The following is a 16,206-nucleotide window of genomic DNA, read 5'->3' on the forward strand; positions in this document are numbered from 1 at the left end:
GTTCAGGAAAGCCGGGGCATTGGGGACCATGCACAAGACAGATACGCTGAACCTGCTGCGCGACCTCGTCGCCTTTGACACGGTGTCGGAGCGCTCGAACATGGCGCTGATCGGGTACGTGCGCGACTACCTTTCCGCGCATTCGGTCGAGAGCCACGTGATTGCCAACGAGGCGGGCACCAAGGCCAATCTCTTTGCGACGATCGGGCCGAAGCAGGACGGGGGCGTCGCGCTGAGCGGGCATACCGACGTGGTGCCGGTCGAGGGGCAGGACTGGTCGAGCGACCCGTTCGGGGCGGTCGAGCGGGATGGCCGGATCTATGGGCGCGGAACCTGTGACATGAAGGGGTTCATCGCGGCCGCGCTGGCATTGGTGGCGAAGGTCGATGCCGGCCGGCTGAAGCGCCCGCTTCATCTTGCGTTCAGCTATGACGAGGAGGTCGGCTGCACCGGGGTGGTGCCGATGGTCGAGGCGATCGGGCGGGACCTGCCGATGCCGGAGATCGTGATCGTGGGGGAGCCGACGATGATGTCGGTGGTGCATGCGCACAAGGGGTTCGGCGCCTACGAGACGACGATTCACGGGAAGGCGGCGCATTCGTCGCTGCCCGATGCCGGGGTCAGCGCGACGCTGATCGCCGGGAAGCTGATGCAGGCGCTTCAGGCGATCCTGGCCGAGCGGGCCGCCCTGACGCCGCATCATTCGCCGTTCATTCCGCCGCATTCGACCTTCAATGTCGGCAGGTTGTCGGGGGGCGAGGCGGTCAACATCATTCCCGGCAAATGCCGGATGGAATGGGAGTACCGCGCGATCAGCAACGAGGATGCCGCGGCGATTCCGGCGGCGTTCGCGAAGGCGGCAGAGGCGATCGAGGCGCGGGAGCGGGAACGGTTTCCGGGGGTGAGGATCGAGACGGTGAGGTTGGCGGGGGTGCCGCCCTTCGTGCCGCAAGCGGACTCGGATGCGGAGGCGCTGCTCAAGCGGTTGCTGGGCACGAACGAGGCCGGTGCGGTGTCGTTCGGAACCGAGGCGGGCGTGTTTCAGCAGGGGGGCATGTCGGTCGTGATCTGCGGGCCTGGGGACATTGCGCAGGCTCACCAGGCCGACGAATTCGTGGAAGTTTCGCAGCTCAAGGCCTGCGAGGCGTTGCTGGACCGGCTGGCGGAGTGGCTGTGCCAGGACGCCTGACCATGACGGGCCGGCGATGCGGGTGTCGGCGTTCGGAGCGCTGTTCCGGGCTGTCGCGGGCGGGGTGTGCCGGGCGGGGGATTTCGTCTCATTTCAGCCAGTTTTTTAACCGATCAAGGGCCTTGACTTTTTTATGACGTCAGTTTCATAATTTGAGTCATGACGGGTGTTCGATACGAGATTTGCCAGGGCCCGCGGACGGAGCATGGCGATACGGTGTCCGGCAGCGGAAGGGGGAAGCGCCCCTTGGCGGATGCAGGGCAAAACGGGGAGACAAGACATGAGCAATGAACAGACCCCCTCGCGTGTCGCGATCGTTACGGGCGCGGGTCGAGGGCTGGGCCGGGCCTATGCAATGGCGCTTGCACAGGATGGCGTGGCCGTCGTGGTGAACGACCTTGGCGGGGCGCTGGACGGCAGCGGCAAGGATTCGGGCCCCGCCGCCGAGGTGGTGGCCGAGATCGAGGCGGCCGGCGGGCAGGCCGTGGCCAGCCATCACGACGTGGCCGACTGGGACGAGGCGGGTGGGATGGTGGCGCTGGCGGTCGAGACGTTCGGGCGGCTCGACGTGCTGGTCAACAATGCCGGTATCCTGCGCGACAAGATGTTCGCCAACATGAGCCAGGAGGATTGGGACGCCGTGGTGCGCGTGCACCTCAAGGGTCACGCGGCGCCGGCGCACCATGCCATGGCACATTGGCGGGCGGAAGTGAAGGCGGGCCGCGAGGTTGCGGCCTCGGTCGTCAGCACGACGTCGCTGGCGGGGATGCTGGGGAATTTCGGGCAGGCGAACTATGCCTCGGCCAAGATGGCCGTGGTGGGGCTGTCGCATACGCTGGCGCGGGAAGGGGAGCGCTATGGCATCCGCTCGAACGCGGTATCGCCGTCGGCGCGGACGCGGATCGAGGAGAATCTCGGCAATGGCGAGGGCGCGACCTATGACGTGTTCAACCCGGCGAACGTGGCGCCGCTGATCTGCTGGCTGGCAAGGGCGGATTGCCCGGCGACGGGGCAGGTGTTTCATGCCTACGGCCGGCGCATCGAGGTGCTGAACCCGACGGCGATTGCCGTTGACCTGCAATCCGACGAGGATTGGACGGTCGACAGCGTCGGAGAGGCGCTGGCCGACCGGCTGCCGCGGCGGGCGGAGATCACCGATTTCGTGCCGGAGTTCAACAGATGACCCATTTGGCGGTGCCGCGCATATCGGAGCCCTTTCGCGTGTCGACGGCGCGGATGCAGGGGTTTGCGGGCGTGTTCGCAGGCGGGGCGGAATACAACCCGGTCTTCGCCCATGTGCCGGCGATGCAGTCGATGGTCGAGGCGACGCAGGCGGCGTCGGACCGGCCGGGCATTCATGCCGAACATGATTTCGTCTTTCACCGGCCGATGGCGGCCGGGCAGACGCTGGTGACCGAGACGCGGGTGACCGGGGCGGTGTGCATCAGGCCGGGGCTGTTGTGCCGGGTGGTGTCGGTGACGCGGGCGGGCGGAGAGGTGGTGACGACGCAGGTGACGAGCGTGCTTAAGCGGGGCGTCGCGACGTTGCCCGAGGGGTTGAACGCCGACGATGTGCCGGAGCGGCCGGAGATGGAGGATTTCGCGCCCGCTTCAGAGGCGACATTCCGGATTGGGCCTGCCGACGTGGCGGCCTATGCCGAGGCCGCGCGGGATTATGCGCCCTATACGCTGGATGCCGAGGCGGCGCAGGCGATGGGGTTTCCGGGGCCGGTGCTGCACGGGATGGGCACGCTGGGCTATGCCGCGCAGGCGGTGATCGCCGCGTTTGCCGGGGGCGACGGCACGCGGATCAGCAAGCTTGGCGTGCGGTTTGCGCGGCCCCTGGTGGTGGCCGGGGATGTGGACCTGACGGTCGTGATGGAGCGGCGGGGCGATGTCGTGCTGTTCGAGGCGCGGACGGCGGGCGGCGACGTGGTGGCCAACCGGGGTTACGCGGAGGTGGCGGCATGACGGGGCTGATCTCTCATGGCGAGGTGCCGCCGGCGAAATCGGCGGTACCGGAGGACTCGATCATCGCGCTGATGCTGCGCGGGTGTCGCGAGGATCCGTTCCGGCCGCTGGTGATCGTCGAGGACGGGCCGCGCTTTACGCGGAAGGCATTCGAGGACCGGGTCGCGGCATTCGCCGGGCACCTGGCGGACAAGGTGAAGCCGCATGACCGGGTGGTGGTGATGCTGGACAACCGGCTGGAATACCTTGTCGCCTTTTTCGCCATTCTTGCCTGTCGCGGGACGCTGGTGTCGATTTCACCCGATGCCAAGGCGCATGATGCGGGGCATATCCTGCGGGATGCCGAGCCGGTGCTGGTGATTGCGGGGGCGGCGCAGGCGGAGGTTCTGAAAGGTGTCGATGGGCCCGTGCCGGAGGTGCTGGTGGTCGGCGAGCCGGAGCCGGACGGGCTGGTGCCATATGACGCGGCGCCGCTGGATCTGGGCAAGGTCGCGGGTGAGCGCGAGGATATCGCGGCGATCTACTACACCTCGGGCAGCACCGGGGCGCCGAAAGGGTGCATGTTGCACAATGGCTGGTGGCTGAACGTGGTCGATACCGACCTGCGGCTGTTCCCGCGCGGCTGGCAGGACCGGCAGCTGTGCTGTCTGCCGTTCTACTATGCCGATCCAACGATTCAGCTTCTGACCTCGCTGGCGTCGCGGGGCACGATGATCGCGATGCGGCGGTTTTCGGTGTCGCGGTTCTGGGACGTGGTGCGGACGCATGATGCGACCGAGATCCTGTCGATCGCGTCGATCCCGGCGTTGCTGTTGACGGGAGAGCGGAGTGAGGCGGAGCGGGATCACCGCATCCGGTTGGCGATTCACGCAGGGCTGCCGCCGGATATTCACGCCGAGCTGCTGGAGCGTTACGGGTTCGACTGGCTGAACCAGTACGGGCAGACCGAGGGTGGGCTGATTTCCCGTGTGCCGATGGAGGGGTCGGAGCGGTTTACCGGGACCGGCACGATGGGGGTGGAGCCGCCGGGGGTGCAGGTGAAGGTGCTGAACGAGGCGGGCGAAGAGGTGCCCGTTGGCGAGGCGGGCGAGGCCGCGGTGTTTTCCGAGGATGTGTTCCGGGGCTATCTTGGCCGGCCGGAGGCCACCGCCGAGACCATCCGCGACGGCTGGGTGCATACCGGTGACCTGGTGCGGCGGGATGCGAAGGGGCTTTTGTATTTCGTCGGTCGCAAGAAGGAGATCGTGCGCCGGTCGGGCGAGAATATCTCGGGGGCCGAGGTGGAAGCGGTTTTGTCGTCGCATCCGAGGATTGTCGAGGCGGCCGTGATCCCGGTGCCGGACAAGCTGCGGGGGGAAGAAGTGAAGGCCATCCTGTCGGTCAAGGGTGGCGGCGGGCGCGAGGCATTGCCGCCGGACGAGGTGCTGGCGTGGTGCCGCGAGCGGCTGGCCGGGTTCAAGGTGCCAAGGTACCTGGCCTGGCAGGAGGGGGAGTTTCCCCGCCTGCCGTCGATGAAGATCGACCGGCAGGCGCTGCGGCGGGCGCATGATTTCGACGATCCCGGTTTGTGGGACAGGGAGGCAGGCAAATGACGGCTCCCGAGGGATGTGACCTGTTGATCCGGAATGCGACGGTGGTGACGGGCGAGACGGTCTTGCATGACGGTTGGGTTGCGGTGCGCGGTGACCGGATCGTTGGCGTGGGCTCTGGCGAGGCCGCGGCATGGCAGGCCGAGCGGGTGATCGATGGCGAGGGGGGCTTGCTGCACCCCGGCTACGTCGACGGGCATTATCATCTGGGGCTGCATCTGTTGCGGGGGATCCTGCCGGATGTGCCCGATGACCAGCCGATCGGCCCGTTCGGGCGGTGGCTGAGTGCGCTGACGCCGGAGGATGAACTGGTTTCGGCAAGGACGGCGGCGGCCGAGGCGGCGCTGGCCGGGTTCACCGGCATCGTCGAGGCGGGAAGCGCGTTCGATACGGATGCCATGGCCGAGGGCGTGACGGGCGTTGGGCTTCGGGTGACGCTGGCCGCGCCGATGATCTGGGACAGGCCGGGGCCGGAGCCGCTGACGGGCAAGATCGACCGGGCGCCTTGTGACAGCGATCATGCCTTGCGCCACCTGGGCGACGAGCTGCACCGCAATGCCGAAGACGGGCTGGCGCGGGGGCATGTGGCGTATTACGGCACCGGGAGTTCCAGCGAAGAGGTCATGGCCGAGGCTGCACGGCTGGCGCGCGAGGCGGGCGTGCCGATGCATGCGCATCAGAATTTCACGCCAGCGGATGCGGCGGCGGAGAAGGAGCGCTATGGGCGCGATGCTATCGTGCACATGGCCGAGGCCGGGCTGATCGGGCCGGAGACGGTGTTCACACACATGAACGTGCTGAGCGATGCCGAGGTCGAGGCGGTTGTCGAGACCGGCATGGCGCTTGTCTGGCATCCGGCGAACGCGGCCTATTACGGGATATTGGCGCAGGCGCGGTCGCGGTTTCCGGAGCTGGCGCGGCGGGGCGTGGATATCGGGTTCGGCACGGATGTGGCGAAGACATGGGGCTTTGGCGACCTCGGCTTTGCGGCCTTTTTGACCATGCGGGCGGCGGGCGAGGACGTGTCGCCCGAAACGCTTCTGAAGATCTTCACCACGGGCGGGGCGCGGGCGATGGGCCTGTCCGATACCGGTCGGATCGCGGTGGGCCAGCGGGCGGATATCGTGCTGCGCCGGGCCGACCTGCCCGAAGCGATGCCGGAAGGTGACCCCCTGAAACACCTGACCTTGACCCTGAGGACCAAGGGTGTGCGGCATTCCTTCTGTGCGGGGCGCCAGATTGTCGAGGATGGCGCGCTTGTGCGGGCCGACGTGAAAGAGATCGGCGCGGCGGCGCGGGCCACGGCCCGGGGACTGGCCGAGCGGGCCGACCTGAAGCTGCCCGAAAGGGCCGCGCCATGACGGAGGTTGTCTTCGAGAACGTCACCAAGACCTATGGCGCGGTCAGGGCGGTCGACGGGCTGTCGATCCGGCTGGAGGACGGGTCGTTTACCACGATCCTCGGGCCGTCGGGGTCGGGCAAGACGACGATGCTGTCGCTGATTTCGGGGATCGCGTCGCTGAGCGCGGGGCGGATCATTCTGGGCGGGCGCGACATCACCAATGTGCGCGCCGCCGACCGGCGGATCGGGCTGGTGTTCCAGAGCTATGCGCTGTTTCCGCATATGACGGTGTTCGACAACGTGGCCTATCCGCTCAAGCTGCGGCGGATGGCGAAGGCCGAGATCAGGCGGCGCGTCGACGAGGCGCTGGCGCTGGTGCGGTTGGAGGCCTATGCGGGCCGCAAACCGAAGGCCCTGTCGGGCGGCCAGCAGCAGCGGGTCGCGATTGCACGGGCCGTGGTGTTCGAGCCGGCGCTGCTGTTGCTGGACGAGCCTTTGTCGGCGCTCGATCGGAACCTGCGCGAGGAGGTGCGGGTCGAGCTGCGGGAGATCCAGCGGAAACTGGGGATCACCACGATCATGGTGACCCATGACCAGGAAGAGGCGATGTCGCTGTCGGACCGGGTGGTTCTTTTGCGGGAGGGCCGGGTCGAGCAGGTGGGGACACCGGCCGAGCTTTATCATCAGCCGATGTCGCGTTTCACGGCGGAGTTCCTTGGCACGGCCGGGTTTCTCGAGGGGCACTGGCGCGACGGCGCCATCGAGACGGATGGCGGCTGCCGGTTTCCCGCCCCGGAGCCCCCAATCCGGCCGGACGGCAAGGTCACCGCGCTGTTGCGCGCCGATGCCGTGCGGCTGGTGCCGGAGGGCGAGGGGCATCCGGCGGTTGTCACCGACGTGGAATTCCTGGGCGAGATCGTGCGGTATTCGGTCGAGCTCGTGAACGGGCCCCGGCTGTTCGCGAACGGCCCGGGGACCGAGACGGCCCATGCCATCGGCGACCGGATCGGCGCCGCGTGGGACCCGGCGAGATTGCATTACCTCGACATGCCGGTCGAAAGCCGGCCCCGAGAAGAAAGGCCCGAGGCAGGGCGGGCGCATAATGAACCCATATCCCTGCCGCTTACCACAGAGAGGACCGCAAAATGAGAAAACTGCATGCAATCGCAACCGCGACGGCCATGTTGGCGCTGTGCACGTCCGGCGCGGCCACGGCCCAGGAAAAGGTGCTCAGGGTGATGAACTCTGGCGGCTCGTATGGTGACAGTATCGAGGAATGTGTGAACAAGCCCCTGATGGAGCAGGCGGGCATCAAGGTGGTGCAGGAAAGCCCGGGCGGCTTTGCCAAGCTTCAGGCGCAGGGCCGGTCCGGCGTGATCGCCAACACCACGACAGATGCCTCGACCGGAGAGTTGCTGCGCATGGTGGCGGCCGACCTGGTCGAGCCGATCGACTGGGAGAAGCTTGACCCGCTGCCGATGTTCGACGAGGCGAAGGCCGAGTATGGCTTTGGCGCGTCGTTCTATTCCACCATCATGGCCTGGGATGCCGAGAAGGAGGAGCCGGCGGACTGGGTCGCTTTCTTCGACACCGAGGCGAACCCGGGGATGCGGGCGCTGCCCGACTATCCGGATTTCGTTCTGCCCTTTGCCGCGCTGGGCGGTGGCCAGTCGATCGAGAGCATTTCCGAGGGTGTCGACCTCGACCTGGCTTTCGAGACGCTGAACCGGGTGAAGGACGATGTCGTCTGGTGGCAGTCAGGGGCGCAACCGCCGCAGCTTCTGCAGGATGGCGAGGCGGATTACGCGATCGCGTGGTCGGGCCGCGTGATGGGCCAGGAGGGCGTTGACCACAGCTTCAAGGACGGGATGCTTGATATCTCGTGGTGGGTGATCGCCAAGGGTATCACCGACGAGGAGCGGGAGATGCTGTACGCGTGGCTCAAGCTGCAGACCGATGCGAATGTGCAGAAATGCCTGATCGAGTTCCTGCCCTATCCGGGGCCGAGCCCGGACCTTGCCGACCTGGTGAGCGAGGAGCAGGCGAAGACCTTCCCGACCTATTCCGCCAACAAGGATGTGCAGTGGCTGGTTCCGGGTCAGTGGTGGTTCGACAATGCCGATGAAGTTGAGCGTCGCTGGAATGAATTCAAGCTCAGCCTCTGAGACCACCCGGGGCGGATCGGTGGGCCCGGGCGGGGCAACCCGCCCGGCCAGGGCCGGCGGCCGGCGCCTGCCGCAGATCCTGTGGCTGGCGCTGCCGGGGCTTTTGCTGGTCGTCGTGGTGTTCGACCTGCCGCTTCTGAACACGATGCGGTGGAGCCTTGGCGACCCCAACGACCCGCCGACCCTGAGGTTCTATAGCGAGTTCGCGCAGTCATCGGTTTACGGTGCGGTCATCCTGCGGACGCTGGTGCTGTCGGCGAAGGTGGCCGCGCTGACCGCGCTGATCGGCTATCCGCTGGCCTATTGGGCGTCGGGCCTGTCGAAGCGCCGACAGATCGCGGTGATCGGCCTTGTGGTCATGACTTTCTGGGTGTCGATCCTGGTGCGGACCTATGCGTGGATCGTGGTGCTGGGGACGAACGGGATCGTCAACAACGCCTTTGCCGATCTTGGGCTTACGTCGGAGCCCATTTCCTTTCTTTACAACGAGATAAGCATCATCATCGGGATGGTGAACGTCCTGATGCCGTTTTTCATCCTGCCGGTGTTTTCGGCCATGGTCGGGATCGACAAGCAACTCGTGGAGGTGGCCGAGACGCTGGGCGCCTCGCGGTTGCGGGCGTTCTGGACGGTGTTCTTTCCGCTGTCGCTGCCGGCTGTCATCGCGTCTAGCATATTGATCTTCATCCTGTCGCTGGGGTTCTACATCACGCCCGCGATCCTGGGGGGCGGGCGCGTCGTGCTGGTGGCGAACATGATGGACCTGCTGATCAACCGGTTTGCCAACTGGGAGATTGCGGCGGTGATCGCGGTGGTGCTGATGATCACGACGCTGGCGCTGTACGCGGTCTACCAGGTGATGCGGGAGCGGGCGCAATGAGGGTGTTCGTCGTCACCGCCGCGCTGGGCGCGCTGATCTTCCTGGGGCTGCCGGTACTGATCGTGGTGCCGATGTCGTTCTCGGGAGCCGAAACGCTGGCCTTTCCGCCGCCAAGCTGGTCGCTGCAATGGTATGAAAGCCTGTTTGCCAGCCCGATCTGGATCGAGGCCGGGCGCAATTCGCTCATGCTGGCGGGGGCGTCGTCTTCCATCGCCCTGATCATCGGCACGCTGGGAGCCTATGCCATCGTGCGGGGCCGGTTTCGGGGAACGCGGCTGTTCGAGGCGAACCTGATCGCGCCGATGGTGGTGCCGCAGATCATCACCGCCGTGGCGCTTTACATCGCCTTTGCGCGGGCCGGGATTCTTGGCACGTTCGGCGGGCTGATCCTTGGGCACGTGGTGCTGGTGACGCCTTATATCGTGCTGGTGATGATGATGGCGATCCGGTCCTTCGACGAGCGGGTGGAGCAGGTGGCGGTGACGCTTGGGGCCTCGCGGCGGCAGGTGCTGACCGGGATCGTGCTGCCGAACGTGGTGCCGTCGGCGTTGGCCGCGTGGATATTCGCCTTCGTGCTGAGTTTCGACGAGGTGGTCGTGACGCTTTTCATTTCCGGCACGCATCTTACGATCCCGAAGCGCATGTTTAACGAGTTGCTTATCCAGGTGAACCCGACGATCACGGCGGTGGCGACGCTGCTGATCCTGTTCAACATCCTTGCGCTGCTGCTTCTGGTGGCTGTGACGGGTGGGAAGAAGTTCACGCCATGAAGGTCGGTGACGTGCTGGACCGCTGGGAGGGCGTGGCCGAGCCCGGCAAGGTGGCCGAGTTCGAACGGGCCGTGCACCGGCCGGAGAAAAGCGATGTGCTGCCGCCGACCTTCCTGGTGGTGCTGGGGGCGTCGTTCGTCGAGCGGCTGGTGACCGAGATCCTGCCGGTGGACCGGACCCGCGTCGTGCATGGCGAGCAATCCTATCAGTGGCTGGCCGAGGTGCGGGCGGGCGCGCGGCTTCAGGCCGAGGCGGTGCTGGCGGACATGTCGGAGAAGGCGGGGCGCAACGGGACGCTGCGGTTTTTCACGGTCGAGATCACGTGGAGCAGCGAGGGCCGGCCGGTTTGCCGCGACCGTTCCGTTGTCATTGAACGGGTGCCGGAATGAGCCATGAACCGATCACCTGGGGGCCCCTGCGGCTTGAGGATTTCGTGCGGTATGCGGGGGCGTCGGGCGATTTCAACCCGCTGCATTACGACCGCGATCATGCGCAGGGCGCGGGCATGCCGGACGTCATTGCGCAGGGGATGTTCTCGATGGGGCTTTTGGCCAGCAGTCTTGAGACGTGGTTCGGCACGGGCCGGGTTTCGGAGCTGTCGGTGCGGTTCAGGGCGCCGGCCTTCGTGGGCGACAGCCTTGTCGCGCGGGTCGAAGAGGCGGGGGATGGCCGCGTGTCGGTGACGCTCAAGCGGGATGATACAGAGATCGTGAGTGGACGAGCCGTGATAGGGGCGAAACGGGATGGATGATGTGACCGTACGGCCGGCCGAGGCCGGGGATGAGGGCGCTTTCCTCGAAATGTGGGAAGAATTCACCGCGACCGACAGTGACGAGCCGGGTGACCGCACGATGGGCGCCGCCAACTGGCAGCGGGCGGGGGAGGGGGTGCTTTCGCTTCTGGTTGCAGAGGTGGAGGGCCGTGTCGTGGGGTTCACGCTTTACAACGAACTGCCCTTCACGTGGAGCAAGAAGCCGATCTGCTACCTGCAGGACCTGGGCGTAAGGGAAGAGATGCGCGGGCGCAGGATCGGGCAGGCGATGATCGAGGCGCTGGCGGAGATCGGCAGGGAAAAGGGCTGGTACCGGATCTTCTGGATGACGCAGGGCCACAACAGCTCGGCCCAGAGACTGTATGACCGGATCGCCGAGCGGAAGGATTACATCCGCTACGACATGATCGTGTCGGACGCGTGACGGGCGTTCAGGTGCCGGCCATTTCCGACGGGGTAGGGTCGCGGGCGTGAATGGCGCGGAACCAGAGTTGGGTCAGCATTTTCGCCAGCTTCTCGGGGTCGCTTTCATCGGTCTTCACGGGGAAGGCCTGAGTGACCACCGCGTTGTAGATGTAGCTGAAGACCATCTGTTCGAGCGCCAGCGCCATGCGCAGCGCATCTTCGGGCGAGAGATCCTCGGGCGAGCGGCGGCGGATCGAGCGGGCGAGGCGGTTCAGCCATTCCTGATGCAGGGGTTCCCAGACCGCGCGGAAGGCCGGTTCGAGCGATTGCAGCTGGACGTGGCTGCGCATGAGGCCGGGGTTGGCGCCGTAGGCTTTGACGAAGAACAGGTTGGTCTCATAGACCGCCTGCCAGTCGCCCAGCCCGTTCGAGGCGCGGCGGGCCTCGTCGTAGAGATGGGTGACGAAATCCATGGCGATGCCGACGGAGATGTCTTCCTTGTCGGTGAAGTAGATGTAGAACGTGCCGAGCGAGACCCCGGCCAGCTTGCAGATATCGGCGACCTTGAGATCCTGATACCCGGATTTTTCCAGCGCCTCGGCGGCCGCGATCCGGAGGCGCAGGCGTGTACGCTCTCCTTTGCGCATCGAGGGGCTCGATTTGAGCTCGCTGCGCAGGGTGTCGGCATAGGCCCTGACCTTTACGCCGCGCTGCGGGTTCGGGGGGGATGCCGGGGACTGATCCGTCATTGTCATGGATTTACATTAGCAGAGGCTTTCGGCGGCAACAAACCTCTCTTGCACAAAATTGATAATGACGTCATGTTTGTTTTGACTCGTTTTTGTGAGGTCCTGAATGGAACGTTTTGATCCTCATCGCACGCCTGTCTATGTCGCGGGCGTCGCGGAAACACCGCTTGGCAAGGTGCCTGACCAGTCGGAGTTCTCGATGGCGGCGCTTGCCTCTGTCGAGGCGCTGGCGGAGGCGGGCCTGACGCTGAAGGACGTGGATGCCCTGTTTACCAATTACATGGGCGAGGAAGGTGCTGTTCAGGTGGGGGAGTACCTCGGGATCCGGCCGCGGATCGCCGAGAGTTCGGACATGGGCGGCGCGTCGTTCGAGTTCTTCGTGCATCACGCGATGCTGGCGCTGGCGGCCGGGCGGTGCGACGTGGCGCTGATCACCTATGCCTCGCGCCAGCGCAGCCGCCGCAACCGGCCCAAGGCGGTGACGGCGGGCGACGGCTCTCTCTCGGGGCAGTTCGAGGCGCCCTATGGCATCCATTTCCCGCTGGGGCATTACGCGCTGTCGGCGGCGCGGTTCCTGCACGAGACGGGCAACACGCCCGAGCATATGGCCGAGGTCGCGGTGACGGCGCGGACATGGGCGGCGATGAATCCCAAGGCGTGGGCGCGAGACCCGCTGAGCCTTGACGAGGCGATGGCCTCGGCCCCGATCGCCGACCCGTTGCGCAAGGCGGATTGCTGTCTGGTGACCGATGGCGGGGGCGCGATCGTTCTGACAAGGGGAGACCGGGCGAAGGATGCGGCGAAGACGCCGATCCGGGTGATCGGGGCGGGGGAAAGCACGGCGCAGTGGCGGGTGGCGGAATGTGCCGACCTGTCGGTGACGCCGGGCCGGGCCTCGGGGCGGGATGCGTTTGGCATGGCGGGGATCGGGCCCGGCGATGTCGACGTGTTTCAGCCTTACGACAACTTCACCCATGCGGTGTTGATGTATCTCGAGGATCTTGGCTTTTGCGGGCGGGGGGAGGCCGGTGAGATGGTCGCCTCGGGCGCGTTGAAGCCGGGCGGGTCGTTGCCCTCGATGACCTCGGGCGGAGGGTTGTCCTATTGCCACCCCGGCGCGCTGGGCATTCTGCTGATCGTCGAGGCCGTGCGGCAGTTGCGCGGCGAGGCCGGCGAGCGGCAGGTGCCGGACGCAAAGATCGGTGTCGCCCATGGAACGGGGGGCCTCGCGTTCTCCACAGCTTCGACGGTGGTGCTTGCACATGACTGATTATCCGCTTTCCGACCGGGGCCTGGCCGACCCGACGACCGAGGCGTTCTGGGCTGCTTGCGAAGAGCGCCGCCTGACGGTTCAGGCCTGCGGGGCCTGCGGGCATCGGCAGATGTATCCGCGGGCGATGTGCCTTGACTGCGGGGCGACAGATGCGCTGTCGATGGAAGAGGTTTCGGGGCGCGGGGTGATCTATTCCGTGACCACCATTCGCATTCCGGTGACCGAGGAGCTTGCGCCGCCCTACCTTCTGGCGCTTGTCGATCTGGAGGAGGGGCCGCGGCTGTTGACCAATGTGCTGGGCGAGAGCGCCGGAATTGGTGATGCCGTCACGCTGGACTGGCGCGAGCGGGCCGAGGCGCCGCCTGTGCCGGTGTTTCGCCGCGTCGACGACTGAGGGGCGCCGGGCGTCGATAATATCCTGACCTAGACCAGAGGAGCCGTTCCCATGCTCACCGATCTGCCCGATTTCGATGACCACGAGGCCGTGGTTTTCCTGAGCGACAAGGCGTCGGGCCTGCGGGCCATTATCGCGATGCACGACACCACCCTTGGCCCGGCGCATGGCGGCACGCGCGCCTGGGCCTACGAGAGCGAGGCGGATGCGGTGACGGACGTTCTCCGGCTGAGCCAGGGGATGACGTTCAAGAATGCCGTGGCTGGCCTGCCGCTGGGCGGGGGCAAGTCGGTGATCCTGTTGAAGCCGGGAGAGCGGCCGTCGGTGGAGATGCTGCATGCCTTCGGGCGGGCGGTAGACCGGTTGAACGGGCGATACCTGCCGGCCGAGGATGTGGGGATTGGCCCGGCGATGGTGCGTGAGATCGCCTCGGTCACCCCGCATGTTCTTGGCGTGGGGGCCGGCGAGGACGACGCGGCTGACCCGTCGCCGGTGACGTCGCTCGGGATATTCTGCGCGATCGAGGAGATGCTGGCGCGGGAGACGGGGAGCCGCGATTTCGCCGGCAAGCGGGTGGCGGTGCAGGGGTTGGGCGGTGTCGGCGGCAACCTTGCACGGCTGCTGCATGAGGCGGGGGCGTCGCTGGTCGTGGCGGATATGTCGGACGAGCGGTGCCGTGAGTTTCAACAGGCCTGTGGCGCCGAGGTGGTGGCGCCGGAGCGCATCCATGGCGTCGAGGCCGATGTGTTTGCGCCCTGTGCTCTCGGGGCGGTGCTGAACGCCCGGACCATTCCGGAGCTTGGCGCCGGGATCATCTGCGGCGGGGCCAACAACCAGTTGGCCGATCTGGCGGCGGGGCGGGCTGTGGCCGAGGCCGGGATCGCCTATGCGCCGGATTTCGTTGCGAATTCTGGCGGGGTGATGTGGACGAGCGCACCGATCACCGGGCTCGACCGGGAAGAGGTCGAGAAGAAGGTGCGGGGCATCGGCGCGACGCTGAGCCGGATATTGGACGACGTTCAACCCGGCGAAACCCCGCAGGAGGCGGCGATCCGCTATGCCCGCGCCGTTATCGACGCGGCTTAGCCTGCCTTGGCGCTGCCGATCTGCCAGTCGGTGCCGGGCACGGCGGCGAGCAGGCTGCGGGTGTAGTCTTTCTGCGGCTTGAGGAAGACCTCGGACACAGGGCCGATCTCGACAAGCTGGCCCTTCTGCATCACCGCCACGCGGTCGCAGAGCTGGGCCGCGACGCGCATGTCGTGGGTGATGAACATGAGCGACAGGTGCAGGCGGGTCTGCAGGTCGCGCAGCAGTTCGAGAACCTGCGCCTGGATCGAGACGTCGAGAGCGGAGACGGCCTCGTCGGCTATGATCAGGTCGGGGTCCATCGCGAGCGCGCGGGCGATGCCGATGCGCTGGCGCTGGCCGCCGGAAAACTCGTGCGGGTAGCGGTCGGCGGCGCCGGCGTCGAGTTCGACGATTTCCAGCAGTTCGCGGGCGCGGGCGTGGGCCTTTTCCTTCGCCACGCCCTGCACGATGGGCCCTTCGGAGAGGGCGTGCAGGATCTTCTTGCGCGGGTTGAGCGAGGCGTAGGGATCCTGGAAGATCATCTGGACGCGGCGGCGGGCCGAGCGGAGTTCCTCGGTCGTGAGCGAATTCATGTCCTTGCCGTCGAGGATGATCTCGCCGCTGTCGGCCTCGACCAGCCGGACGATGGCGCGGCCGACGGTGGATTTGCCCGAGCCGGATTCGCCGACGATTCCCAGCACCTCGCCCTTGGCGATGGTGAAGGAGATATTGTCGATCGCCGTCACGCTGCGCTTGGGTTTGAAGAGGCCGCCGGAGGTGACGAAGGTCTTGCAAAGATTGCGCACCTCGAGCACGGGCTGCTCGGTGATGGGCGTGGGTTCGGGGACGTGGTCGGAGGGGATCGCCTCGAGCAGGGCCTTTGTGTAGCTGTGCTGCGGGTTTTCGAGCACCTCTTTCGCGGGCCCCTGTTCGACAATCTCGCCGTAGCGCATGACGATCACCCGGTCGGCGATTTCCGCGACGACGCCGAAATCGTGGGTGATGAACATCACAGCCATGCCGTGTTTCGACTGGATCGACTTGATGAGGTCGAGGATCTGGGCCTGCGTGGTGACGTCGAGCGCGGTTGTGGGCTCGTCGGCGATGAGGATCGCGGGGTCGAGGGCGAGGGCCATGGCGATCATCGCGCGTTGGCGCTGGCCGCCGGAAAGCTGGAAGGGATAGGCGCGGATGATCTTTTCGGGGTCGGGGAGGCCGACCTCGCGGATGAGGGCCAGTGCCTTTTCGCGGCGTTCGGAAGTGCTGTGAAGGTTGTGGGCCTCGAACACCTCGGCGATCTGGTCGCCGATCCGCATCAGCGGGTTGAGCGCCGTCATCGGCTCCTGGAAGATCATGCCGATGCGGGCGCCGCGCAGCTTGCGGCGTTCGTTGTCGGGCAGGGCGAGCAGGTCACGGCCCTCGAATTCGGCGGAGCCTTTGGCGACCTCGACCTGGTCGGGCAGGAGGCCCATGAGTGCGTTGGCGGTCATCGACTTGCCGGAGCCGGATTCGCCCACGACGCAGAGGATTTCGCCGGAGTTCAGGTCGAAGTCGATATTCTGGACGGCATAGTCGCGGTCGGCGCCCCGGGGGAGCGAGATCGCAAGGTCGCGGATGGCGAGAACGGGGGTGGTCATGT

17 protein-coding genes are annotated in these 16,206 nt (G+C 66.4%); 15 read left to right on the forward strand and 2 right to left on the reverse strand.

The features are described 5' to 3' along the window. Window positions 1-28: 28 nt before the first annotated feature. The 12 genes from argE to RIdsm_RS03885 all read left to right on the forward strand — a co-directional run bounded on the left by argE (window position 29) and on the right by RIdsm_RS03885 (window position 11,102). The gene (gene argE, locus RIdsm_RS03830; RefSeq protein ID WP_057818942.1) at window positions 29-1,189 is read left to right on the forward strand and encodes an acetylornithine deacetylase; all 1,161 of its coding nucleotides are present in this window, start codon (window positions 29-31) and stop codon (window positions 1,187-1,189) included. A 280-nt stretch (window positions 1,190-1,469) separates the two neighbouring features. Beyond that, window positions 1,470-2,372, forward strand: a complete 903-nt coding sequence (locus RIdsm_RS03835; protein WP_057818944.1) for an SDR family NAD(P)-dependent oxidoreductase — start codon at window positions 1,470-1,472, stop codon at window positions 2,370-2,372. Beyond that, window positions 2,369-3,160, forward strand: a complete 792-nt coding sequence (locus tag RIdsm_RS03840; RefSeq protein WP_057818946.1) for a MaoC/PaaZ C-terminal domain-containing protein — start codon at window positions 2,369-2,371, stop codon at window positions 3,158-3,160. Before RIdsm_RS03835 ends, RIdsm_RS03840 begins: the two co-directional genes overlap by 4 nt. Then, the gene (locus RIdsm_RS03845) at window positions 3,157-4,752 is read left to right on the forward strand and encodes a class I adenylate-forming enzyme family protein (RefSeq protein WP_057818948.1); all 1,596 of its coding nucleotides are present in this window, start codon (window positions 3,157-3,159) and stop codon (window positions 4,750-4,752) included. Before RIdsm_RS03840 ends, RIdsm_RS03845 begins: the two co-directional genes overlap by 4 nt. Further along, on the forward strand, window positions 4,749-6,110 hold the full coding sequence (locus RIdsm_RS03850; RefSeq protein ID WP_057818950.1) for an amidohydrolase family protein: 1,362 nt from the start codon (window positions 4,749-4,751) through the stop codon (window positions 6,108-6,110). Before RIdsm_RS03845 ends, RIdsm_RS03850 begins: the two co-directional genes overlap by 4 nt. Beyond that, window positions 6,107-7,240: an ABC transporter ATP-binding protein gene (locus tag RIdsm_RS03855; RefSeq protein ID WP_057818952.1), complete on the forward strand. Its 1,134-nt coding sequence runs from the start codon at window positions 6,107-6,109 to the stop codon at window positions 7,238-7,240. The genes RIdsm_RS03850 and RIdsm_RS03855 overlap by 4 nt, the downstream gene beginning before the upstream one ends. Beyond that, the gene (locus tag RIdsm_RS03860; RefSeq protein WP_082647473.1) at window positions 7,237-8,256 is read left to right on the forward strand and encodes an ABC transporter substrate-binding protein; all 1,020 of its coding nucleotides are present in this window, start codon (window positions 7,237-7,239) and stop codon (window positions 8,254-8,256) included. Before RIdsm_RS03855 ends, RIdsm_RS03860 begins: the two co-directional genes overlap by 4 nt. Continuing rightward, complete coding sequence (locus tag RIdsm_RS03865) at window positions 8,234-9,136, forward strand: ABC transporter permease (protein ID WP_074940477.1); 903 nt, start codon at window positions 8,234-8,236, stop codon at window positions 9,134-9,136. The genes RIdsm_RS03860 and RIdsm_RS03865 overlap by 23 nt, the downstream gene beginning before the upstream one ends. Then, window positions 9,133-9,906: an ABC transporter permease gene (locus RIdsm_RS03870; RefSeq protein WP_057818958.1), complete on the forward strand. Its 774-nt coding sequence runs from the start codon at window positions 9,133-9,135 to the stop codon at window positions 9,904-9,906. Before RIdsm_RS03865 ends, RIdsm_RS03870 begins: the two co-directional genes overlap by 4 nt. Further along, entirely contained in the window at window positions 9,903-10,295 is a 393-nt protein-coding gene (locus RIdsm_RS03875; protein ID WP_057818959.1) for an FAS1-like dehydratase domain-containing protein, read from the forward strand. Before RIdsm_RS03870 ends, RIdsm_RS03875 begins: the two co-directional genes overlap by 4 nt. Next, window positions 10,292-10,657 carry a MaoC/PaaZ C-terminal domain-containing protein gene (locus RIdsm_RS03880; RefSeq protein ID WP_057818960.1) on the forward strand — a complete coding sequence of 122 codons (366 nt, stop codon included), beginning with the start codon at window positions 10,292-10,294 and terminating at the stop codon, window positions 10,655-10,657. Before RIdsm_RS03875 ends, RIdsm_RS03880 begins: the two co-directional genes overlap by 4 nt. Then, a complete protein-coding gene (locus RIdsm_RS03885; RefSeq protein ID WP_057818961.1) occupies window positions 10,650-11,102 on the forward strand; it encodes a GNAT family N-acetyltransferase in 453 nt (150 codons plus the stop codon). Before RIdsm_RS03880 ends, RIdsm_RS03885 begins: the two co-directional genes overlap by 8 nt. Window positions 11,103-11,109: 7 nt before the next feature. Here the strand turns inward: RIdsm_RS03885 and RIdsm_RS03890 are convergent, their stop codons facing one another. Next, complete coding sequence (locus RIdsm_RS03890) at window positions 11,110-11,832, reverse strand: TetR/AcrR family transcriptional regulator (RefSeq protein ID WP_057818963.1); 723 nt, start codon at window positions 11,830-11,832, stop codon at window positions 11,110-11,112. A gap of 106 nt (window positions 11,833-11,938) precedes the next feature. Between RIdsm_RS03890 and RIdsm_RS03895 the strand changes: the two genes are divergently transcribed. From RIdsm_RS03895 to RIdsm_RS03905, 3 genes are read left to right on the forward strand one after another with little or no spacing between them, the layout of a single operon-like run. Next, window positions 11,939-13,102, forward strand: coding sequence for an acetyl-CoA acetyltransferase (locus RIdsm_RS03895; protein WP_057818964.1), 1,164 nt, complete (start codon window positions 11,939-11,941; stop codon window positions 13,100-13,102). Continuing rightward, window positions 13,095-13,499 carry a Zn-ribbon domain-containing OB-fold protein gene (locus RIdsm_RS03900; protein WP_057818966.1) on the forward strand — a complete coding sequence of 135 codons (405 nt, stop codon included), beginning with the start codon at window positions 13,095-13,097 and terminating at the stop codon, window positions 13,497-13,499. Before RIdsm_RS03895 ends, RIdsm_RS03900 begins: the two co-directional genes overlap by 8 nt. Window positions 13,500-13,550: 51 nt before the next feature. After that, window positions 13,551-14,585 (forward strand): Glu/Leu/Phe/Val family dehydrogenase, encoded by a 1,035-nt coding sequence (locus RIdsm_RS03905; RefSeq protein WP_057818968.1) that lies wholly within the window; start codon window positions 13,551-13,553, stop codon window positions 14,583-14,585. On the opposite strand, the gene RIdsm_RS03910 is transcribed toward RIdsm_RS03905, so the two are convergent. Continuing rightward, a complete protein-coding gene (locus RIdsm_RS03910; protein ID WP_057818970.1) occupies window positions 14,582-16,204 on the reverse strand; it encodes an ABC transporter ATP-binding protein in 1,623 nt (540 codons plus the stop codon). The two genes, RIdsm_RS03905 and RIdsm_RS03910, sit on opposite strands and share 4 nt — an antisense overlap. Window positions 16,205-16,206 lie beyond the last annotated feature (2 nt).

This window comes from Roseovarius indicus (genome assembly GCF_008728195.1).
In the GTDB taxonomy this organism is placed as follows: Bacteria; Pseudomonadota; Alphaproteobacteria; order Rhodobacterales; family Rhodobacteraceae; genus Roseovarius; species Roseovarius indicus.